The sequence below is a fragment of the Streptomyces sp. NPDC052043 genome (assembly GCF_044548235.1).
Classification (GTDB): domain Bacteria; phylum Actinomycetota; class Actinomycetes; order Streptomycetales; family Streptomycetaceae; genus Streptomyces.
The window spans coordinates 503001-523397 of record NZ_JBIUBT010000003.1 but is presented as its reverse complement, the minus strand read 5'-3'; the positions used below and the strand labels follow the sequence as shown (position 1 = coordinate 523397).

Genomic DNA, 20397 nt, shown 5'->3' with positions numbered 1-20397 from the left:
GGGAGGCTGGAGCAGGCGGCGGTTCGTCGGAGCGCTGGCGGGAGCCGCCGCCGTGGTGGCGGTCCCGGCTCCCGCGGCACCCGGGTCCGGGTCCGCGCCCGGGAGCGCGCCGGAGGCCGCCGCGAGCGGCCGGGAGCAGGCGGCGAGGCCGTCCGGGCGGCGGCCCCTGTACCTGGGCACCTACACCTCCGTGCCGGGCGGCGGCAAGGGCATCGGCCTGGCGGTGTACGACCCGGTGTCGGGCTCCGTCGGCGGCCGGGGCACTCTCGCCGAGGTCGCCGACCCGTCCTACCTCGCCGTGCATCCCGACGGCCGCACCCTGTACGCGGTCGACGAGCGGACGAACGGCGGTGTGACCGCGGTACGGCTCGCCGACCGGAGGGTCCTGGGCACCCGCAGCACCGGCGGGGCGGCGCCCTGCCATCTGTCCGTGCACCCGAGCGGGCGCTGGCTGCTCAGCGCCAACTACGGGTCCGGCAGCGTGGCCGTGCACCCCATCGCCGCCTCGGGCGCGCTCGGCGAGCGGGCCGACCTGGTGACCCACACCAGCCCGCCGCCCGGACCCGGGCAACAGGGGCCGCACGCCCACCAGGTCCTCACCAGCCCCGACGGCGGCCACGTCCTCGCCGTGGACCTCGGGACCGACACCGTCTACACCTATCGCCTGAACACCGGCACGGGCCGTCTCACCGAGGTCTCCCAGGCGCACACCCGGCCCGGCGCCGGACCGCGCCAGCTGACCTTTCACCCGAACGGCCGATACGCCTATCTCGCCAACGAGGTCGGCAACACCGTCGCGGTCTGCGCGTACGACCGGTCCACGGGGCGGCTGACCATCGGTGCGACGGAGTCGACGGGCGGGGGCACGGGCGCGAACTATCCGTCGCAGGTCCTGGTCACGGCCGACGGCCGGTTCGCGTACCTGGCCAACCGGGGTCACAACACCTTGGCGCGCTACGCCGTGGAGGCGGGCGGGGCCCGGCTCCGGCTGCTGGGCACGACACCGGTCGCGGGCGACTTCCCGCGTCAGATCGCCTTCTCGCCCGACGGCGCGCTGCTGTTCGCCGCGAACCAGAAGTCGAGCACGGTCAGCGTCTTCCACGTCGACCGCGCGAACGGCGCGCTGCGCCTGGCGGGTACGCCGTTCCCCTCACCCGTCGCCGTCTGCGCGCTGCCGCTGTAGGGCGCGCGGGCAGGAGGCGGCGCCCGCCTGGAGCAGCAGGACGTGCATGCGTTCGGTGAGCGCGGCGACGTCGTCGGCGGGCGTGTGGAACGGCAGGCGTACGTCGCCGTAGGTGCGGGCGCGTTCGACGCGCAGGGTCAGTCCGTGCCGGTCGACGGCGAGCGGCCGGACGCGTACCGCGCCGTGCAGGCTGTCGGGTCCGACCAGCCGGGTCAGCCGCTCCACCGCCTCGGGGTGGGCGTCGGCGAGGTGGGTGAGCAGGCCGGCCTCCGCCAGGGCGAGCGGGTCGGGCGCGGCGGCGGTGAACTCCTCGGTGCCGACGACCACCGTGCCGGACGGCTGCCGCAGCACGACGCGCGCGGGATGGAACACCAGGTGCCGGGCCTCGGGGACGAGCCGGCCGGCGAGCCGGAGCCGGGCGCGGATCCGGTCGCGCACGGGGACGGGGGCGACGTCGGCGAACTCCAGGACGGCCGACGGCTCGCCGCGCGGCGCGCAGATCGCGACGGTGCCCAGGGCGCTGTCCTCGGGCACGCGCAGCACGACGCGGCCGTCCTCGCGCACGGTGTGGGCACCGACGTACTCCTCCCGTCCGCCCTGCGCGGTCACCGCGCAGGACCAGGCGGCCTCGAGCACGGACCGCGCCCGCTGGGCCGCTCCGGGCACCGCCGTCCAGGTCTGGCTGTCGTCCATCCCCCAACCTCCTTCTTAGGTAAGGCTTGCCTAACCTATCGAAGATCGGGGGGCGTGCCAACCAGGGAGGGCTTCGTCGACCGGGCGGTCAGCTCCGCGCCGTCCAGTGCGCGGGACGGGAGACCGATCCGGGCAGCCGGGTGCCGGCGCTGCCCCGGGCCGCGTCGACCTGCGGCTGGGTGAGGAAGAACGCGCCGGTGAGATCGGCATCCGTCAGGTCCGCGTTGCGCAGGTCGGCGCCGATCAGGTCCGCGTCCCGCAGATCGGCTCCGGTGAGGTCGGCGGCGATCAGGCAGGCGCCGCGCAGACTGGCCCCGCGCAGGTCCGCACGCTTCAGCCGGGCGCCGATCAGGTCCGCGCCGCGCCGGTCCTTCGGCCGTCCCTTCCCGCGCCGCACCCCGGCCCGCGCCAGCTCACTGGCGCGCAGCAGCAGGACGTTGACCTCCTGGCGGTGGGCGTCCACGTCCAGCGCGACGAGTTCAACGGGCGGCAGGAGGGTGAGCTGTTCGGTCCGCTCCAGCGCCCGGCGCAGCTCGCCGTGCACCGGGCGGGCGGCGCCCAGGGCGAGCGCCTCGGTCACGTACCACAGCAACTCGTGCAGGTGCCGCACGACCGGGAACACCTCGAACATCAGCCGGGCGTCCTCCCCGTCCTTCCCGTCCTCCCCGGCCGTGCGCCAGTCCCGCCCGCCGAAGACGACCTGCGAGACCTTCTGTCCCGCGCCGAAGCAGTCGTAGACCGTGCACCCGCTGAAGCCCTGCTGCCGGAGCCGCGTGTGGATGCCGCACCGGTGGTCGTCCCGAAGGTTCGGGCACGGCTTTCCCGCGGGCTTGTCCAGGGCGAAGTCCGCGGAGGCGGCGAAGGTCAGGGCGACACAGCACAGCCCGAAGCACCGCGCGCAGTCGCCGCGCAGACCGCTCCGGTCGTGCCCGGCGTCTTTCCGGTCTTGCATGGTGTTTCAGCCTTCTGATCGTGGGGTGCGGGGCCCGGACGGGCGGTTCACCGCAGGAAGGCGGCGGTGGCCGCCACGAACCGGTCGGCGTCGTCGAGCCACGGGTAGTGCCCCGCACCGGGCTGGACGACCAGTTCGGCGTGCGGGAAGAGCCCGGCGTACTCGGCCATGGCGGCGGGAGGCGAGTTCAGGTCGACCTCACCGGCGAGCACGAGCACCGGGGAAGTGAACCGGGCGAGCGTCGCCCGGGTGGCGTCCGGGTCGAAGGCGCCGTCGGCGGCGTACGCGGCCGCGGCCTCGGCGTTCTTCTGCGCGGCGTCGGCGGCGTCGAGGGCCCGGGCCGCCGCGTCCCAGCGGCCGTGGCGGAGCGGGGCGAGCGCCTGCCAGTGGGCGTCCGTCGCCCGGCCCGCCGTGATCTCCTCCAGGGCCGCGTACGCCGCCGCGAACCAGGGCTCGCCCGCACGCCGCCGCGCCGTCTCGCGCCGGTCCTCGCCGGTGACCTCGATGCCCACGGCCAGGACGCTCGGCGTGATCAGCGCCAGTCTGCCGACGCGTTCGGGGTGGCGGGCCGCGTACAGCGCCGCCAGGTTCGCGCCGGCGGAGTGCGCGAGCACGTCCACGCGCTCCAGGCCCAGATGCTCGCGCAGTGCCTCGACGTCGTCGACGAGCCGGTCGCAGCGGTAGCTCGCGGGGTCCCGCGGGACCGCCGATCCCCCGGTGCCCCTGAGGTCCGGCAGCACCAGCCGCCGGTGCGCGGACAGACCGCCGAGGTCGCCGAGGTAGTCCGAGGCCCGCATGGGTCCGCCGGGCAGGCAGATGACCGCGGGGCCCTCTCCGAGGACGCGGTGGGCGAGGGTCGTCGCGTCGTACGCGCGGTGGTGGTCGGGCATGGCGACGACCCTGTCAGGGCCGCCGCCCGCCGGGCAACCGAGTTCCCGGCCCCGGGCCGCTCAGCCCTCCCGTGCGGCCGCCAGGTCCAGGTGTCCGAGCCGTTCGGGGTCGGCCAGGATGTACATGTGCGTGATCCGGCCGTCGGCGACGACCACGCCCATGACCGACGGCGGCCCGTCCTCGGGCGCGTTGGCCATCCCGACCGAGCCGTTGACCAGCACCAGGCGGGCCGTCCCCGCGTACTGCGAGAACGTGAGGGCCTGGGCGGCCACCGTCCTCGCGCCGTGGACCACCTTGGAGGCGGCCGCGCCCCGGGCGAGCACGCCGGAGTCGACCCGCAGCACCACGTCCGGGTGGAGGACCGCCACCAGCGCCTCGAAGTCGCCGCCGCGCGAGGCGGCGAGGAAGGCGTCGAGCACCTGCTTCTGCCGGGCGAGGTCGGCCTCGGCGGACGGGGTGGCGCCCTGCACCCGGCGGCGGGCGCGGCTGACGAGCTGCCGGGTCGCGGCGGCGCCGCGCTCCACGATCGGCGCGATGTCGTCGAAGGGCACCGCGAACAGGTCGTGGAGCACGAACGCCAGCCGCTCGTCGGGCCGAAGCGTCTCCAGGACGACGAGCAGGGCGAGGCCCACCGAGTCGGCCCGGACCGCCTCCTGCTCCGGGTCGGTCGGGGTCAGGGACCGGATCACGGGGTCCGGGACGAAGGTGTCGAGGGTGTCGTCGATCGGCTCCTCGCGGCGGGCCCTGCGCGCACGCAGCAGGTCGAGGCAGACCCGGCCGGTCACGGTGGTGAGCCAGGCGCCGAGGTTGCGGATGGCGCCGGTGTCCGTGCGGGTCAGCTTCAGCCAGGTCTCCTGGACCGCGTCCTCGGCCTCGGGCACCGAGCCGAGCATGCGGTAGGCCACCGCCCGCAACTGCCCGCGGTGCTCCTCGAAGTTCCGTGCCAGGACTTCCTCGTCAGCCATGCCGGCCATGTCCTTCCCACCCCGTTCCCCCGTGTGTCCCGAGCATCCTAGGCCTCGGGGTCACGGACGTGGACCGCTCCCGCCGAGGTCACACGTCGCCGCGGACCAGACCGAGCAGCCGGTCCAGGACGCGGGGCCCGCCGGCCCGGACGCCGTCGTGCTCGAACTCGTCGGTGACCCAGGTGCGCAGGCCCCGGATCGCGCGGGCGGTACCGAGGGCGTGGGCGGTGTCGACGTACATGTCGTCGTGGTAGACGGCGGCGGCGACCGGGACCTCGTTGGCGGCGAGGCGGGCGGGGTCGTACAGGGGCTGCCAGTCGGTGCGGGCGGCGAGCAGGTCGACGGTCTCGCGCAGCGGGCGCAGCGCCGGGTCGCAGTCGAACATCCAGGGGTGCACGCTCTCGCCGGTGAACAGCACCGGCCCGTCGCCGGCGAGGGCCTTGGCGGCGTCGAACTGCGGAAACTCCGCGCGGACCCGCTCGGCCGACCAGGCGGTGGGGCGGGTGTCCTGGCCGTAGATCGCCTCGTGGACGAGGGCGTACAGCGGGTGGCCCGCGTACGACAGCAGGCCCTGCACCTCCTCCTGGAAGGCGTCGGACAGTTCCGGGCCGTTCGGGGTGCGGACGAAGGCGTGTTCGAGGAGGAAGTGGAGGCGGTGGCTGCCGTCGCCACTGCCGAGCATGATGCCGAGCGACTGGAACGCCTCGACGGTCAGCCGGTGGCCGTTCGGGAGCACCACGTCGTGGGTGAGCAGGTGGTCGGCGATGCGGCGGGCGCGGTCGACGTCCTGCGGGTAGCGGGCGTAGTGGGCGGCGACCTTGCGCTCGATGCGCGGGTAGGCGGCCCGGTAGACGTCGTCGGCGTGGGCGTCGAGCGCGGGCAGTCCGCCGGTGATCAGGGCGGCGGCCAGGCCCTCGGGGTGCGTGGACAGGTAGTTCACGGCGCAGAAGCCGCCGAAGCTCTGCCCGAGGACGGTCCAGGGCGCGCCGCCGGTCAGCTCGGGACGGATCGCCTCGCAGTCGCGGACGATCGAGTCGGCGCGGAAGTGCGTGAGGTAGTCGGCCTGTGCGGCGGCGCCGCCGCGCAGCGGCAGGGTCTGGCGGTTGGCGGGCGTGGAGTGGCCGGTGCCGCGCTGGTCGAGGAGCAGGACCCGGTAGTCCTCCAGGGCCCGGCCGAGCCAGGCCTGCCGTCCGATGAAACGGTTCGCCCCGAAGCCCGGACCGCCCTGGAGGTAGACCAGCCACGGGAGGTCCCTGTCGGCCTTGTCCCGCGCGACGGCCTCACGTGCGTAGAGCTCGATCGTCTCCCCTGCCGGGTCGTCGTGGTCGAGCGGCACGGTGAAGGTGCGGTCGGTGAGGACGACGCCGGGGTGGCGGTAGCTGACGGTCAAGGGTGCTCCCGGGACGGAGGGTTTACGGCCGCGTCCCAGTTCAGCACATGTTCCTCCGTCGTCTGAGCGCGGGGACCAGGAATTCGTGTCGTGTGCGCGGTGGACGCGTCAGTAGGTGGCCGCCGGGCGCCCGGGCAGGCTGGAGCTGCGTACCACCAGCTCCGGCTGGAGCACCACCCGGCGGTGCTCGTGCACCGCCGGTGCCCCCGGCGCCTCGGTCTCCTCCAGCAGCAGTTCCGCCGCCAGGGCGCCCATGGTGACCGCGGGCTGACGGACCGAGGTGAGCGGCACGGCCGCGGCGGCGGCGAACTCGATGTCGTCGTAGCCGACGATGGCGAGGTCGTCGGGGACACGGACCCCGGCCGCGTACATGGCCTGCAGCACGCCGAGGGCGAGCAGGTCGTTGGCGCAGAAGACGGCCGTGGGCCGGTCGGCGAGGCCCAGGAGGCGGGCGCCGGCGTCCCGTCCGGCGGCCACGTCGAGGCGCTCGGTGGGCAACTCGCGCAGCGCGTCGGGGCCGAGACCGGCCTCGGCGAGCGCGTTCAGGGCGCCGGTACGGCGGTCGCGCACCTGGTTCAGGCCGGACGGCCCGCTGACGTACGCGAGGGAGCGGTGCCCCGCGTCCACCAGGTGCCGTACCGCCAGTGCGCCGCCCGCCACGTCGTCCACGGAGACCGAGCACTCGGTGGCGCCCTCGGCGACCCGGTCGACCAGGACGAAGGGGATGCCGTGGCGGCGGAAGGCGGCGATGTTGCGGCCGGTGGCCTCGGCCGGGGTGAGCAGGACGCCGCGCACCCGCTGTTCGGCGAAGAGGGCCAGGTACTCGGCCTCCTCCCCGGGACTCTGCGCGCTGTTGCAGACCATCACGCCGAGCCCGGCCGCGCGGGCCGCTCGCTCGGCGCCCCGGGCGACGTCCACGAAGAAGGGGTTGCCCATGTCGAGGACGAGCAGCCCCATGATCCGGCTGCGGCCCGCACGCAGTTGGCGCGCGGACTCGCTGCGGACGTAGCCGAGCCGGTCGATCGCGGACTGCACGCGGACCCGGGTCTCGGTGGCGACGGTCTCCGGACGGTTGATGACGTTCGAGACCGTGCCCACGGAGACACCGGCGGCGCGTGCGACGTCCTTGATACCCACCGATGGGGCCATCGGGCGGAAACCTCCAGGGATGCGAGGAGCGGCGGGTGAGCCTTCACAGTACCGTCATGGCACCGCACGTCCGAGCCGGTCAGAGGGGGGCCAGGGCCTGCGGCAGGCCCTAGTGCCGCGACAGGCAACGTTTGCCCCGCCGCGGCACTAGAAGTCGAACTGGTCGATGTTCCCGGCGTTGAAGACGGTCGGCTTGCCGAGGTTGATCAGACCGTCCTTGCCGATGGTGTACGACCCCATGGCGCCGGCCTCGAAGGTCTCTCCCTCCTTGCCGGTGATCTGCCCGGAGGAGAGGGCGACCGCGGTGTACGCGGCCAGCTCGCCGAGCTTGGCCGGGTCCCACAGCTCGAAGGCCTCGACGGTGCCGTTCTTGACGTACTTGCGCATGTCGTTGGGGGTGCCGAGGCCGGTCAGCCTGACCTTGCCCTTGTACTTGGAGCCGGACAGGTACTGGGCGGCGGCCTTGATGCCGACGGTGGTCGGGGAGATGATCCCCTTCAGGTTCGGGTACTGCTGGAGCAGGCCCTGGGTCTGCTGGAAGGACGCCTGCGCGTCGTCGTTGCCGTAGGCGACCTTGACCAGCTTGACGTCCTTGTACTTGGGGCCCTTCAGCTCCTGCTTCATGTAGTCGATCCAGGTGTTCTGGTTCGTCGCGGTCTGCGCGGCGGACAGGACCGCGATCTCGCCCTTGTAGCCGATCTGCTGCGCGAGCAGCTGCACCTCGGTGCGGCCGAGGTCCTCGGCGGACGCCTGTGAGACGAAGGCGTTGCGGCACTCGGGCTTGGTGTCGGAGTCGTAGGTGACGACCTTGATGCCGTTCTTCATGGCCTGCTTCAGCGCGGTGCACAGGGCGCCCGGGTCCTGCGCGGACACGGCCATCGCGTCGACCTGCTGCTGGGTGAGGGTGTTGACGTAGGAGACCTGGCCGGAGGTGTCGGTGGCGCTGGACGGTCCGACCTCCTTGTACGTCTCGCCCAGTTCCTCCAGGGCTTTCCTGCCGCCGTTGTCGGCGGAGGTGAAGTAGGGGTTGTTGACCTGTTTGGGCAGGAAGCCGACGGTCAGGCCCTTCTTGGTGGGAGCGTTCGGGTCGGCCTTGCCGGCCGGGGAGGCGGCCACTCCGCCGTCCTTGCCGACGTCGTTCTTGGTGGTGCCGCCGCAGGCGGTGGCGGCGAGGACGAGGGAGGTCGCGGCGGCGAGGGCCGCGCAGGTGCGGCGGATCGTCGGCTTGCGCATGGTGAACGTCCTTTACGAGGGTGGCGGGGTGGGCGGAGCGGTTGACGAAGTCGGTGTGGGCGCCTTGGACTCGGGCGCCGCGGAGGCTCGGCGCCCGCCCCTGGCCACGGAGACCTGGTGTGCGACCCGCGGGCCGAGGACGGAGACGACGAGCAGGACGCCGGTGACGACGATCTGCGACTGTGCGGAGACGTTCAGCAGGCTCATCACGTTCTGCGACGCGCCCAGCAGGAAGACACCGGCGACGGCGCCGCCGAGTGTGCCCTTCCCGCCGTCGAAGTCGATGCCGCCGAGCAACACTGCCGCGACGACGGACAGTTCGAGCCCGGTGGCGTTGTCGTAGCGGGCGCTGGCGTAGTGCAGGGCCCAGAAGACGCCGGTCAGGGCGGACATGAGGCCGGTGGCGACGAACAGGACCAGCTTGTTGCGCCTGACCCGGATGCCGGCGAACCGGGCCGCCTCCTCACCGGCGCCGATCGCGAACAGCGATCGCCCGAAGGGGGTGGCGTGCAGGGTGACCAGGGCGATCGCCAGCAGGAGCAGGAACGGCAGGAAGGCCTGCGGCAGGAAGGTGTCCCCGACGCGTCCGGCCGCGAAGTCCAGGTACGGGGTGGGGAAGTCGGTCACCGCGTCGGAACCCAGCACGATCTGTGCGATGCCCCGGTAGGCGGCGAGGGTGCCGATCGTCACCGCGAGGGAGGGCAGCCCGAGCCTGGTCACCAGCAGACCGTTGACCAGGCCGCACACCGCGCCGAGGAGCAGGCACAGCGGGATGATCGTCTCGATCGCCATGCCCTGGTTCCACAGGGCGCCCATCACCGCGCCGGACAGACCGGCGGTGGAGGCCACGGACAGGTCGATCTCACCGCAGACCACGAGGAGGGTCATCGGCAGGGCGATCAGCGCGATCGGCAGGGTGTTGCCGATCAGGAACGACACGTTGAGGGCGTTGCCGAAGCCGTCCACGAAGCCGAAGGAGAACAGCAGGACGACGACGAGCAGGGCACCGACGACGGTGTCCCAGCGCACGGCACGGGAGAGGGTGAGGTCAGCCATGGCGGACGTTCCTCTTCTTCAGGGCCGAGGCCACGCGCAGCGCGACGACGCGGTCGACCGCGATGGCGAGCAGGAGCAGGACGCCGTTGATCGCCAGCACCCAGACGGAGCTGACGCCGAGGGCGGGCAGCACGCTGTTGACGGACGTCAGCAGCAGGGCGCCGAGGGCCGCTCCGTACACGCTGCCGGAGCCGCCGGTGAAGACCACGCCGCCGACCACGACCGCGCTGACTACGGTGAGTTCGTATCCGCTGCCGGTGCCGGAGTCGACGTTGCCGAACCGGGCCAGGTACATCGCCCCGGCGAGACCGGCGAGGCCGCCGCAGAAGGTGTAGGCGGCCAGGATGCGCCTGCGCACCGGGATGCCGGCGAGCCGGGCCGCCTCCGGGTTGGAGCCGAGCGCGTACAGCTCGCGGCCGCTGCCGTAGTGCTTGAGGTAGTACGCCGTCGCCACCACGACGGCGAGGGCGATCAGCGCCAGGTACGGCACCGCCCGGATCCCGCCGGAGCCGAAGTCGACGAAACCGCCGGGCAGGTCGGCCGCGGTGATCTGGCGGGAGCCCACCCAGACGGAGTCGACGCCGCGGATGATGTAGAGCGTGCCGAGGGTGACGACGAGCGCGGGCACCTGACCGAGGCTGACGAGGAGTCCGTTCAGCAGGCCGAGGCCGACACCGAGGAGCACCGCCAGGACGACGGCCACCACGGGGTCGCCGCCGCCCCGCAGACAGGTACCGGCGGCGAAGGCGCTGATACCGAGCGTGGAGCCGACCGACAGGTCGACGTTGCGGGTGATGACGACCAGGGACTGGCCGGTGGCGACCAGCACCAGGATGGTCGCGTTCAGCAGCAGGTCCTTGACGCCCTGCTCGGACAGGAAGGAGCTGTTGCCCGCCCGGCCGACCGCGATCAGCGCCAGGAAGACGACCAGGATGGCGAGTTCACGCATCCTGAACACCCGGTCGACCAGCCGGGTGCCACCGGACCGGTCCACCTCGGCGGCGGAGGCGGGGTTGGGGGCGGTCGCGGTCACGCGGCCCTCCCCGTGGCTGCGGCCATCACGGATTCCTCGGTGGCATCGGAGCGGGGGATCTCGGCGGTCAGCCGGCCCTCGTGCATCACGAGCACACGGTCGGCCATGCCGAGGATCTCGGGCAGGTCGGAGGAGATCATCAGGACGGCCACCCCGTCGGCGGCCAGTTCACCGAGCAGCCGGTGCACCTCGGCCTTGGTGCCGACGTCGATGCCGCGGGTCGGCTCGTCGACGATGAGCACCCTGGGGCCGGTGGCCAGCCACTTGGCGAGGACGACCTTCTGCTGGTTGCCGCCGGAGAGCGTGGAGGCGGCGTCGGCGATCCGGGCGTACTTGACCCTGAGCCTGACCGCCCAGTCCAGGGAGCGGCTGCGTTCCGCGCCCCGGTCCACCAGACCGGCCTTCACGGTCGCCCGTAGTCCAGTCAGGCCGATGTTGCGCTCGATGGACATGTTCATCACCAAGCCCTGGGCGCGCCGGTCCTCGGGGACCAGGGCGAGCCCGGCGGCCATCGCGGTGGACGGGGCTCCCCTGGTGAGCCGGTGTCCGTCGACCTCGACCTCACCGGCGTCCCAGCGGTCGATGCCGAAGACGGCGCGTGCGACCTCCGTGCGCCCGGCGCCGACCAGTCCGGCGAGGCCCACGATCTCACCGCGCCGCACGTCGAAGGAGATGTCGGTGAAGACACCCTCGCGGGTCAGCCGGCGCACGCTGAGCGCCACGTCGCCCGGTGTCACCTCCTGCTTGGGGTAGAGCTCGTCGAGGTCGCGGCCGACCATGCGCCGCACGAGGTCGTCCTCGGTCATGCCGTCCAGCGGCTCGTCGGCGATCCAGGCGCCGTCGCGCAGGGTCGTCACCCGCCGGCAGATCTCGAAGATCTCCTCCAGTCGGTGCGAGATGAACAGCACGGCGGCGCCCTGGTCACGCAGGGCGCGCACGACGTCGAAGAGGCGGGCGACCTCACTGCCGGTCAGGGCCGCGGTCGGCTCGTCCATGATCAGGACGCGGGCGTCGAAGGAGAGCGCCTTGGCGATCTCGACGATCTGCTGGTCGGCGATGGACAGTCCACGTGCGGGACGGTCGGGGTCGAGGTCGACACCGAGACGCCCCATCAGGGCGCGAGTGGCCTCGCGGGTGGCCTTGTGGTCGATGCGGCCCAGGGCCCGTCGCGGCCTGCGGCTCATGAAGATGTTCTCGGCGATCGACAGGTCGGGGAAGAGTGTCGGTTCCTGGTAGATCACGGCGATGCCGGCGTCGCGGGCGTCGCCGGGGCCGTGGAAGACGACGGGCTCGCCGTCGAGCAGCACCTGGCCGGTGTCGGGCCGGTGCACCCCGGCGAGGGTCTTGATGAGGGTCGACTTGCCGGCGCCGTTCTCCCCGGCGAGTGCGTGTACCTCTCCCGGAAGCAGCTCCAGGGACACGTTCCTGAGGGCACGCACCGCACCGAAGGACTTCGAGACGTCCCTGAGCGCCAGCACCGGGGCCGGGCCCGCGACGGACGGGTGAGTCATGGGGAGCTCCTCGACGACGCCGACGGAAGGGCCGCCCCACGCCGTGAAAGGTTTCAACCTGGATGCCGGGACGTTAGGCAAGGAGCCGATGTCACGTCAATGGGTGCGGATCGAAAACATCCCAGCGCCGAAGGGTCCGAAGGAATAACGGAGGACTGCCCACGCCGGAAGGGTTGACACCCCCGCCGACGACTCATAGCTTCCATTCCTGAATCGTTTCATAGGAGGCTGTTCAGAGACCTGCCAAGGCCTGTCAGCAGACTTTCGACCCGACGTCACAGGAGCCCTGCAGTGACCGAGCTCGCCGCGGTGAAGGCCGCCCTCAAGACCCAGGCCGTCGAGACGCCGTCGTGGGCGTACGGGAACTCGGGGACCCGCTTCAAGGTCTTCGCGCAGGCGGGCGTACCGCGGACACCGTGGGAGAAGGTGGACGACGCGGCCCAGGTGCACGCCGTCACCGGCGTCGCGCCGGCCGTCGCCCTGCACATTCCGTGGGACCGGGTCGACGACTACGCGGCGCTCGCCCGGCACGCCGCGGACCGCGGTCTGAAGCTGGGCGCGATCAACTCCAACACCTTCCAGGACGACGACTACAGGCTCGGCAGCATCTGCCATCCGGACGCGGCGGTGCGACGCAAGGCGGTCGACCACCTGCTGGAGTGCGTCGACATCATGGACGCCACCGGGTCGAGAGACCTGAAGCTCTGGTTCGCCGACGGCACGAACTATCCCGGCCAGGACGACGTGCGGGGGCGGCAGGACCGGCTGGCTCAGGGGCTGGCCGAGGTGTACGAACGGCTCGGCGAGGGGCAGCGGATGCTGCTGGAGTACAAGCTCTTCGAGCCGGCCTTCTACGCCACGGACGTCCCGGACTGGGGAACGGCGTACGCGCACTGCCTGAAGCTGGGACCGAAGGCGCAGGTCGTCGTGGACACCGGACACCACGCCCCGGGCACGAACATCGAGTTCATCGTCGCCTCCCTGCTGCGGGAGGAACGGCTCGGCGGGTTCGACTTCAACTCCCGGTTCTACGCCGACGACGACCTGATGGTGGGCGCGGCCGATCCCTTCCAGCTGTTCCGGATCATGTACGAGGTGGTGCGCGGGGGCGGGCTCACGTCCGGGGTCGCGTTCATGCTCGACCAGTGCCACAACGTCGAGGCGAAGATTCCGGCGATCATCCGTTCCGTGATGAACGTTCAGGAGGCGACGGCCAAGGCACTGCTGGTGGACCGGAACGCGTTGTCCGCCGCACAGGGCTCCGGGGATGTGCTCGAGGCCAACGCCGTGCTGATGGACGCGTACGACACCGACGTGCGTCCGTTGCTGCGCGAGGTGCGGGAGGAGACGGGGTTGGACCCCGAGCCTCTTGCGGCGTATCGCCGGTCGGGGTGGGCGGAGCAGATCGTTGCCGACCGTACGGGGGGCCGGCAGGCCGGGTGGGGGGCCTAGGGCCTGTTGCGAAAGTCCCGTCGTCCGCCCGGAGGGCGGGCCTCGCGGCGTCAGGTGCGTGCTCTGGGGGTCCCCCCTGCTCGGAGAGCTTGGGGGAGTGCCGGGCCCTGGCCCTCGTACTGGACGTACTTGGGTCAGGGCCCGGTGCGGCAAGTGGGGGTCCCCCCTGCTCGAAGAGCTTGGGGGAGCGTGCATGGCGTCGCGGGGCAGGCGGGACTTTCGCAACAGGCCCTAGGGCCTGTTGGGGGCCACGGCCTGTTGCGAAAGTCCCGGGAATCGTCCGCCGAGTACGCCTTCTCGCACTCCCCGCTCCTGAAGGGAACCCATGTCACTCCACCCTGAAGCCTCCGCCCTTCTCTCCCGGTCCCATCGGCTCGGTGCCGACCCCCGTAACACCAACTACGCGGGCGGCAACGCGTCCGCGAAGGGCACCGGCACCGATCCCGTCACCGGCGGTGACGTCGAGCTGATGTGGGTGAAGGGGTCGGGCGGCGACCTCGGGACGCTCACCGAGGCCGGCCTCGCCGTGCTGCGGCTCGACCGGCTGCGGGCGCTCGCCGGCGTCTACCCCGGTGTCGAGCGCGAGGACGAGATGGTCGCCGCGTTCGACTACTGCCTGCACGGCACGGGAGGGGCGGCGCCCTCCATCGACACGGCCATGCACGGGCTGGTCGACGCCCCGCACGTGGACCACCTGCACCCCGACGCCGGTATCGCGCTCGCCTGTGCCGCCGACGGGGAGAAGCTGACCGCCGAGTGCTTCGGGGACCGGGTGGTGTGGGTGCCGTGGCGGCGGCCCGGGTTCCAGCTGGGGCTGGACATCGCGGCGGTCAGAAAAGCGCATCCGCGGGCGATCGGCTGCGTGCTCGGCGGGCACGGGATCACCGCGTGGGGCGCGAGCTCCGAGGAGTGCGAACGCAACTCGCTGCACATCGTCCGCACCGCCGAGGACTTCCTCGCCGCACGCGGGAAGCCCGAGCCGTTCGGGGCGGTCGTCGACGGGTACGAGGCGCTGCCCGAGGGCGAGCGGAAGGAGCGGGCCGCTGCCCTGGCGCCCCATGTGCGCGCGCTCGCCTCGCGGGACAGGACGCAGGTCGGGCACTTCAGCGATGGGCACGTCGTGCTCGACTTCCTCTCCCGTGCCCGGCATCCGCACCTCGCCGCGCTCGGCACCTCCTGCCCCGACCACTTCCTGCGGACCAAGGTCCGGCCGCTGGTGCTCGACCTGCCGCCGACGGCTCCCCTGGAGCAGGCGATCGCCCGGCTGAAGCAGTTGCATGCCGAGTACCGCGAGGAGTACACCGCCTACTACGTCCGGCACGCTCTGCCCGGCTCCCCCGCGATGCGCGGCGCGGATCCGGCGATCGTGCTCGTGCCGGGCGTCGGCATGTTCTCCTTCGGCAAGGACAAGCAGACGGCCCGGGTGGCCGGCGAGTTCTACGTCAACGCCGTCAACGCCATGCGGGGAGCGGAGGCCGTGTCGACGTACGCGCCGATCGAGGAGTCGGAGAAGTTCCGTATCGAGTACTGGGCACTGGAGGAGGCCAAGCTCCGGCGGATGCCCGCGCCGAAACCCCTCGCGACACGCGTCGCACTGGTCACCGGCGCGGGCAGCGGCATCGGCAGGGCGATCGCGCGGCGGCTCGTCGACGAGGGCGCGTGCGTCGTGGTCGCCGATCTGAACGCTCGCGGTGCCGCCGCCGTCGCCGAGGAGCTGGGCGGGCCGGACAAGGCGGTCGCCGTGACGGTGGACGTGACGGACGAGGAGCAGATCGCGGGTGCCTTCGAGGCGGCGCTGCTCGCCTTCGGCGGGGTGGACCTGGTCGTCAACAACGCCGGTGTCTCGGTGTCCAAGCCGTTGCTGGAGACCTCGGCCGAGGACTGGGACCGCCAGCACGACATCATGGCGCGCGGGTCGTTCCTGGTCTCGCGGGAGGCCGCGCGGGTGATGATCGCCCAGGGGCTGGGCGGTGACATCGTCTACATCGCTTCCAAGAACGCCGTGTTCGCCGGCCCCCACAACATCGCCTACTCGGCCGCCAAGGCCGACCAGGCGCATCAGGTGCGGCTGCTGGCGGCCGAGTTGGGTGAGCACGGGATCCGGGTCAACGGGATCAACCCGGACGGGGTCGTACGCGGCTCCGGAATCTTCGCGGGTGGCTGGGGCGCGCAGCGGGCCGCCGTGTACGGCGTTCCGGAGGAGAAGCTCGGCGAGTTCTACGCCCAACGGACGCTGCTCAAGCGGGAGGTGCTGCCCGAGCACGTCGCGAACGCCGTCTTCGCGCTGACCGGCGGGGAGCTGACCCACACCACGGGACTGCACGTCCCCGTCGACGCCGGCGTCGCGGCCGCCTTCCTGCGATGAGCCCTGAGGTGAAGGCGTACGCCGCCGTCGACCTCGGCGCGTCCGGCGGCCGGGTCATGGTGGGCCGGGTCGGCCGCGACCGGTTGGAGCTGACCGAGGCGCACCGCTTCCCCAACCGGCCGGTGCGGCTTCCCGAGGGGCTGCGCTGGGACGTGCTCGCCCTGTACGCCGGGGTGCTGGACGGACTGCGGGCGGCGGGCCGGGTGGACTCCGTCGGCATCGACGGCTGGGCCGTGGACTACGGCCTGCTCGACGCGGACGGCGCCCTGCTCGGCAGTCCCGTCCATTACCGCGACGCGCGCACCGAGGGCGTGGCGCGGAAGGTCTGGGCGACGATGCCGGCCGCCGAGCTGTACGCGGCGACCGGTACCCAGTACGCACCCTTCAACACCCTGTACCAGTTGACGGCGTCCCGTTCCTCTCCCCAACTCGCCACCGCACGACGCCTGTTGCTGGTTCCCGACCTGCTGGTGTACTGGCTCACGGGTGAGCAGGGCACCGAGCTCACCAACGCCTCGACCACCCAGCTCGTCGACCCGCGCACGCACGACTGGTCGTACGAGGTCGCGGCCCGGCTGGGTATCGACCTGGACCTGTTCGCGCCGTTGCGCCGGCCCGGGGATCCGGCGGGCGTGCTGCGGCCTGAGGTGCTGGAGGAGACCGGGCTGCGCGGGCCCGTGCCGGTGACGACCGTCGCCTCGCACGACACGGCGTCCGCGGTGGCCGCCGTGCCCGCCGTCGGGGAACGCTTCGCGTACATCTGTACGGGCACCTGGTCGCTGGCCGGCCTGGAGCTGGACGCGCCGGTGCTCACCGAGGACGGTCGCGCCGCCAATTTCACCAACGAGCTGGGGCTCGACGGCACGGTCCGCTACCTGCGCAACATCATGGGGCTGTGGCTGCTCCAGGAGTGCCTGCGGGCCTGGGGCGACCCCGACCTGGGCGAGCTGCTGCGGGAGGCGGCCGAGGTGCCCGCGCTCCGGTCGGTCGTGGACGCGGGCGACACCGCCTTCCTCGCGCCGGGCCGGATGCCGGAGCGGATCGCGGCGGCCTGCGCGGCCTTGGGCCAGCCGGTGCCCGGCTCCCCCGCCGAGATCACCCGCTGCGTCCTCGACTCCCTCGCCCTCGCCCACCGCCGGGCGGTCGCCGAGGCGCGGCGGCTCGCCGACCACCCCGTCGACGTCGTGCACCTCGTGGGCGGGGGCGCCCGCAACGCCCTGCTGTGCCGGCTGACCGCCGACGCCTGCGGGCTGCCCGTGGTCGCCGGGCCGGCCGAGGCGGCGGCCCTCGGCAACGTCCTGGTGCAGGCCCGGGCGCACGGACTCGTCGGCGACCGGGCCGCGATGCGGTCCCTGCTCGCCCGGACGCAGCCGCTCGTGCGGTACGAGCCGGGGGGTGACGCGGCGGCCTGGCGCGCGGCCGAGGCCCGGCTCACCGCCGTCACCTCGTGAGCCGCCGCGTCGCCGGCCCGGAGCCCGCGGACTTCGCCACGCCGGAACCCGAGGTCTCCCGTCAGGCCCTCGTCCGACGGCTCCCCCACTACGCTGAGCGCGTGTGGGCGGTGCCCCCCCATCGCCCGTCCGACGACCTGCGACGAGGAGCCGCGATGCGTGTCGCTCTGTTCCTGACCTGCGTCAACGACACGCTCTATCCGGACACCGGGCGCGCGGTGGTGAAACTCCTGACCAGGCTGGGCGTGGAGGTGGACTTCCCCATGGCCCAGACCTGCTGCGGGCAGGCGCACTACAACACCGGGTACCGGCACGACGCCGAGCCGCTGGCCCGGCGTTTCTCCGAGGTCTTCCGGGACTACGAGGCGATCGTGACCCCGTCCGGTTCCTGCGGTGCGATGGTGCGGGAGCTGTATCCGCGCATGGGCGCGCGGGCACGGGCCGAGGGGCGCGGGAACGGACTCGCGGCCGTCCTGGCCCCGGTGGTGCCCAGGACGTACGAACTGACGGAGTTCCTGGTGGACGTGCTGGGGGTGACGGACGTGGGCGCGTACTACCCGCACACGGTGACCTACCACCCGACCTGCCACGGGCTGCGGAGCCTCGGCCTGGGGGAGCGTCCGCTGCGGCTGCTGCGGGCGGTGAAGGGGCTGGAGCTGGTGGAGCTGCCCGGGGCCGAGGAGTGCTGCGGCTTCGGCGGCACCTTCGCGGTGAAGAACCCCGACGTCTCGGCGGCGATGGGCGCCGACAAGGTACGCAACGCCGAGTCGACGGGCGCGGAGGTGCTGTGCGCGGGCGACAACTCGTGTCTGATGCACATCGGCGGCACGATGGCCCGCCTCGGGACGCGCATGCGGCCCGTCCACATCGCGGAGATCCTGGCCGGCACGGAGGAGGAGACCGCCGCATGAGCACGACGTTCCTCGGGATGCCCGGCTCCCCGGCCTTCCCGTCCTTCCCCCGGGCCGCGCACGAGGCCGTGCGCGACACCACCCTGCGCGGCAACCTGCGGCACGCCACGCACACCATCCGCGCCAAGCGGGCCGCGGCCGTCGCGGAGCTGCCGGACTGGGCGGAGCTGCGGGAGGCGGGCCGGCAGATCAAGGACCACACCCTGCGCCATCTGGACCGGTATCTGGTGCAGGTGGAGGAGGCGGTGACGGCCGCGGGCGGCACCGTCCACTGGGCCGTCGACGCCGACGAGGCCAACCGGATCGTGGCCGACCTGGTCAAGGCCACCGGCGAGAGCGAGGTCGTCAAGGTCAAGTCGATGGCCACCCAGGAGATCGGCCTCAACGAGGCCCTCCAGGCCGAGGGCATCCGGGCCTACGAGACCGATCTCGCCGAGCTGATCGTGCAGTTGGGCCACGACCGGCCCTCGCACATCCTCGTGCCCGCGATCCACCGCAACCGCGGCGAGATCCGGGACATCTTCCGGTCCGAGATGGACCGGTGGGGGCGCCCGGCCCCCGAGGGCCTCAGCGACACGCCCGCCGAACTCGCGGAGGCCGCGCGCCTGCACCTGCGGGAGAAGTTCCTGCGCGCCAGGGTCGCCGTCTCCGGCGCCAACTTCGTCGTCGCCGAGACCGGCACGCTGGTCGTGGTGGAGTCCGAGGGCAACGGGCGGATGTGCCTGACCCTGCCCGAGACGCTGATCTCGGTCGTCGGCATCGAGAAGATCGTGCCCACCTGGCGCGACCTGGAAGTCTTCCTCCAGACGCTCCCCCGCTCCTCGACGGCCGAGCGGATGAACCCGTACACGTCCATGTGGACCGGCACCACCGACGGCGACGGGCCCGAGACCTTCCACCTGGTGCTCCTCGACAACGGCCGCACCGACACCCTCGCCGACGAGGTCGGCCGCCAGGCCCTGCGCTGCATCCGCTGCTCGGCGTGCCTGAACGTCTGCCCGGTCTACGAGCGGGCCGGCGGGCACGCCTACGGCTCGGTCTACCCCGGTCCGATCGGCGCCATCCTCAGCCCCCAACTGCGCGGCACGGCGAGCGAGATCGACGCCTCCCTGCCGTACGCGTCCTCGCTGTGCGGCGCCTGCTACGAGGTGTGCCCGGTCGCCATCAACATCCCCGAGGTGCTGGTCCATCTGCGCGAGCGCGTCGTCGAGGGCGGCCCGGCGACCCGGGCGGGCAACAAGGTGCTCCTCAGGCCGGCCAAGGGGCACGCCGCCGAGCGCGCGGCCATGCGCGCGGCTCGCTGGGCCCTGACCCGTCCCGGCGCCCTGCTCGGCGGCCAGCGGCTCGCCTCCCGCACCCGCCGCTTCCACCCCCGCACCCTGCCCGGGCCCGGGCGGGCCTGGAGCGGGAGCCGCGATCTTCCCCCGGTGCCGACGGAGCCCTTCCGCGACTGGTGGCAGCGCACGCACGGCACACCCGGCGGAAAGGACGCGACGTGAGCAGCAGGGACCGGATCCTGGGCCGGGTACGGCGCGCCCTGGCGGACGTACCGCCGGACGACCGGCCGTACGAACAGGCCGTCTCCCGCGACTATCTGCGCCGGCACGGCGACCGGAGCGCCGAGGAGACGGTGGACCTGCTCGCCGAGAACCTGGCCGACTATCGGGCGATCGTGCACCGCCGCGAGGCCGAGGGGCTGCCCCGGCTGATCGCGCACCTGCTCGGCGCACGGGGCTCGAAGACCGTCCTGGTGCCGCCCGCCCTGGAACCGGGCTGGCTCGCCGCCGTCGAGGCCGGGGTCGCCCGGGTCGCGGACCGGCCGGACAGCACCCCGCACGAGCTCGACCGGGTCGACAGCGTCGTCACCGGCTGCGCGGTCGCGGTCGCCGAGACCGGCTCCCTCGTCCTGGACGGCTCGCCCGACCAGGGCCGTCGCCGGATCACGCTCGTCCCCGACCACCACATCTGCGTGGTGCACGTCCCGGAACAGGTCGTCTCCTCCGTGCCGCAGGCTCTGGACCGCCTCGACCCGACCCGCCCGCTGACCTGGATCTCCGGCCCCTCCGCCACCAGTGACATCGAACTGGACCGGGTGGAGGGCGTGCACGGGCCGCGCACCCTGGAGGTGGTGCTGGTGAGCGGGGAGTGACGTCGTCGGGCGG

17 protein-coding genes are annotated in these 20397 nt (G+C 72.8%); 7 read left to right on the top strand and 10 right to left on the bottom strand.

From position 1 onward, the window contains the following. Positions 1 to 34: 34 nt before the first annotated feature. Complete coding sequence (locus tag ACIHCX_RS10230) at positions 35 to 1183, top strand: lactonase family protein (RefSeq protein ID WP_400028679.1); 1149 nt, start codon at positions 35 to 37, stop codon at positions 1181 to 1183. Here the strand turns inward: ACIHCX_RS10230 and ACIHCX_RS10225 are convergent. From ACIHCX_RS10225 to ACIHCX_RS10180, 10 genes are all read right to left on the bottom strand, one after another. Further along, a complete protein-coding gene (locus tag ACIHCX_RS10225; RefSeq protein WP_400028459.1) occupies positions 1151 to 1876 on the bottom strand; it encodes a DUF2470 domain-containing protein in 726 nt (241 codons plus the stop codon). The two genes, ACIHCX_RS10230 and ACIHCX_RS10225, sit on opposite strands and share 33 nt — an antisense overlap. An 88-nt stretch (positions 1877 to 1964) precedes the next feature. Next, on the bottom strand, positions 1965 to 2828 hold the full coding sequence (locus ACIHCX_RS10220) for a pentapeptide repeat-containing protein (RefSeq protein WP_400028458.1): 864 nt from the start codon (positions 2826 to 2828) through the stop codon (positions 1965 to 1967). Between the two features lie 47 nt (positions 2829 to 2875). Next, positions 2876 to 3718 (bottom strand): alpha/beta fold hydrolase, encoded by an 843-nt coding sequence (locus ACIHCX_RS10215; protein ID WP_400028456.1) that lies wholly within the window; start codon positions 3716 to 3718, stop codon positions 2876 to 2878. A 60-nt stretch (positions 3719 to 3778) separates the two neighbouring features. Continuing rightward, positions 3779 to 4684 (bottom strand): RNA polymerase sigma factor SigJ, encoded by a 906-nt coding sequence (gene sigJ / locus ACIHCX_RS10210; RefSeq protein WP_400028454.1) that lies wholly within the window; start codon positions 4682 to 4684, stop codon positions 3779 to 3781. 88 nt (positions 4685 to 4772) lie between these two features. Further along, on the bottom strand, positions 4773 to 6074 hold the full coding sequence (locus ACIHCX_RS10205) for an alpha/beta fold hydrolase (RefSeq protein ID WP_400028452.1): 1302 nt from the start codon (positions 6072 to 6074) through the stop codon (positions 4773 to 4775). A gap of 108 nt (positions 6075 to 6182) precedes the next feature. After that, positions 6183 to 7223 (bottom strand): LacI family DNA-binding transcriptional regulator, encoded by a 1041-nt coding sequence (locus ACIHCX_RS10200; protein ID WP_400028450.1) that lies wholly within the window; start codon positions 7221 to 7223, stop codon positions 6183 to 6185. A gap of 147 nt (positions 7224 to 7370) precedes the next feature. Further along, positions 7371 to 8456, bottom strand: coding sequence for a rhamnose ABC transporter substrate-binding protein (gene rhaS, locus ACIHCX_RS10195; protein WP_400028448.1), 1086 nt, complete (start codon positions 8454 to 8456; stop codon positions 7371 to 7373). A 12-nt stretch (positions 8457 to 8468) separates the two neighbouring features. After that, entirely contained in the window at positions 8469 to 9512 is a 1044-nt protein-coding gene (locus ACIHCX_RS10190; RefSeq protein ID WP_400028446.1) for an ABC transporter permease, read from the bottom strand. Further along, complete coding sequence (locus ACIHCX_RS10185) at positions 9505 to 10545, bottom strand: ABC transporter permease (RefSeq protein ID WP_400028444.1); 1041 nt, start codon at positions 10543 to 10545, stop codon at positions 9505 to 9507. Before ACIHCX_RS10185 ends, ACIHCX_RS10190 begins: the two co-directional genes overlap by 8 nt. Continuing rightward, positions 10542 to 12056, bottom strand: coding sequence for a sugar ABC transporter ATP-binding protein (locus tag ACIHCX_RS10180; RefSeq protein WP_400028442.1), 1515 nt, complete (start codon positions 12054 to 12056; stop codon positions 10542 to 10544). The genes ACIHCX_RS10185 and ACIHCX_RS10180 overlap by 4 nt, the downstream gene beginning before the upstream one ends. 291 nt (positions 12057 to 12347) lie before the next feature. Here ACIHCX_RS10180 and rhaI point away from each other — a divergent pair, with 291 nt between their 5' ends. The 6 genes from rhaI to ACIHCX_RS10150 all read left to right on the top strand — a co-directional run bounded on the left by rhaI (position 12348) and on the right by ACIHCX_RS10150 (position 20384). Next, positions 12348 to 13508, top strand: a complete 1161-nt coding sequence (gene rhaI / locus ACIHCX_RS10175) for an L-rhamnose isomerase (protein WP_400028440.1) — start codon at positions 12348 to 12350, stop codon at positions 13506 to 13508. 325 nt (positions 13509 to 13833) lie between these two features. Further along, positions 13834 to 15873, top strand: a complete 2040-nt coding sequence (locus ACIHCX_RS10170) for a bifunctional aldolase/short-chain dehydrogenase (protein ID WP_400028438.1) — start codon at positions 13834 to 13836, stop codon at positions 15871 to 15873. Then, entirely contained in the window at positions 15870 to 17324 is a 1455-nt protein-coding gene (locus ACIHCX_RS10165; RefSeq protein ID WP_400028435.1) for a rhamnulokinase family protein, read from the top strand. The genes ACIHCX_RS10170 and ACIHCX_RS10165 overlap by 4 nt, the downstream gene beginning before the upstream one ends. A 155-nt stretch (positions 17325 to 17479) precedes the next feature. Then, positions 17480 to 18235: a (Fe-S)-binding protein gene (locus ACIHCX_RS10160; protein ID WP_400028433.1), complete on the top strand. Its 756-nt coding sequence runs from the start codon at positions 17480 to 17482 to the stop codon at positions 18233 to 18235. Beyond that, positions 18232 to 19734 (top strand): lactate utilization protein B, encoded by a 1503-nt coding sequence (locus tag ACIHCX_RS10155; RefSeq protein WP_400028431.1) that lies wholly within the window; start codon positions 18232 to 18234, stop codon positions 19732 to 19734. Before ACIHCX_RS10160 ends, ACIHCX_RS10155 begins: the two co-directional genes overlap by 4 nt. Then, positions 19731 to 20384, top strand: a complete 654-nt coding sequence (locus tag ACIHCX_RS10150) for a lactate utilization protein C (RefSeq protein ID WP_400028429.1) — start codon at positions 19731 to 19733, stop codon at positions 20382 to 20384. Before ACIHCX_RS10155 ends, ACIHCX_RS10150 begins: the two co-directional genes overlap by 4 nt. Positions 20385 to 20397: the final 13 nt, after the last annotated feature.

Excerpts from the sequence above, each read along its gene's own strand:
- ACIHCX_RS10225 (WP_400028459.1), bottom strand. The coding sequence starts at position 1,876 with ATGGACGACAGCCAGACCTGGACGGCGGTGCCCGGAGCGGCCCAGCGG.
- ACIHCX_RS10220 (WP_400028458.1), bottom strand. The coding sequence starts at position 2,828 with ATGCAAGACCGGAAAGACGCCGGGCACGACCGGAGCGGTCTGCGCGGC.
- ACIHCX_RS10215 (WP_400028456.1), bottom strand. The coding sequence starts at position 3,718 with ATGCCCGACCACCACCGCGCGTACGACGCGACGACCCTCGCCCACCGC.
- sigJ (WP_400028454.1), bottom strand. The coding sequence starts at position 4,684 with ATGGCTGACGAGGAAGTCCTGGCACGGAACTTCGAGGAGCACCGCGGG.
- ACIHCX_RS10200 (WP_400028450.1), bottom strand. The coding sequence starts at position 7,223 with ATGGCCCCATCGGTGGGTATCAAGGACGTCGCACGCGCCGCCGGTGTC.
- rhaS (WP_400028448.1), bottom strand. The coding sequence starts at position 8,456 with ATGCGCAAGCCGACGATCCGCCGCACCTGCGCGGCCCTCGCCGCCGCG.
- ACIHCX_RS10190 (WP_400028446.1), bottom strand. The coding sequence starts at position 9,512 with ATGGCTGACCTCACCCTCTCCCGTGCCGTGCGCTGGGACACCGTCGTC.
- ACIHCX_RS10180 (WP_400028442.1), bottom strand. The coding sequence starts at position 12,056 with ATGACTCACCCGTCCGTCGCGGGCCCGGCCCCGGTGCTGGCGCTCAGG.
- ACIHCX_RS10170 (WP_400028438.1), top strand. The coding sequence starts at position 13,834 with ATGTCACTCCACCCTGAAGCCTCCGCCCTTCTCTCCCGGTCCCATCGG.
- ACIHCX_RS10165 (WP_400028435.1), top strand. The coding sequence starts at position 15,870 with ATGAGCCCTGAGGTGAAGGCGTACGCCGCCGTCGACCTCGGCGCGTCC.
- ACIHCX_RS10160 (WP_400028433.1), top strand. The coding sequence starts at position 17,480 with ATGCGTGTCGCTCTGTTCCTGACCTGCGTCAACGACACGCTCTATCCG.
- ACIHCX_RS10155 (WP_400028431.1), top strand. The coding sequence starts at position 18,232 with ATGAGCACGACGTTCCTCGGGATGCCCGGCTCCCCGGCCTTCCCGTCC.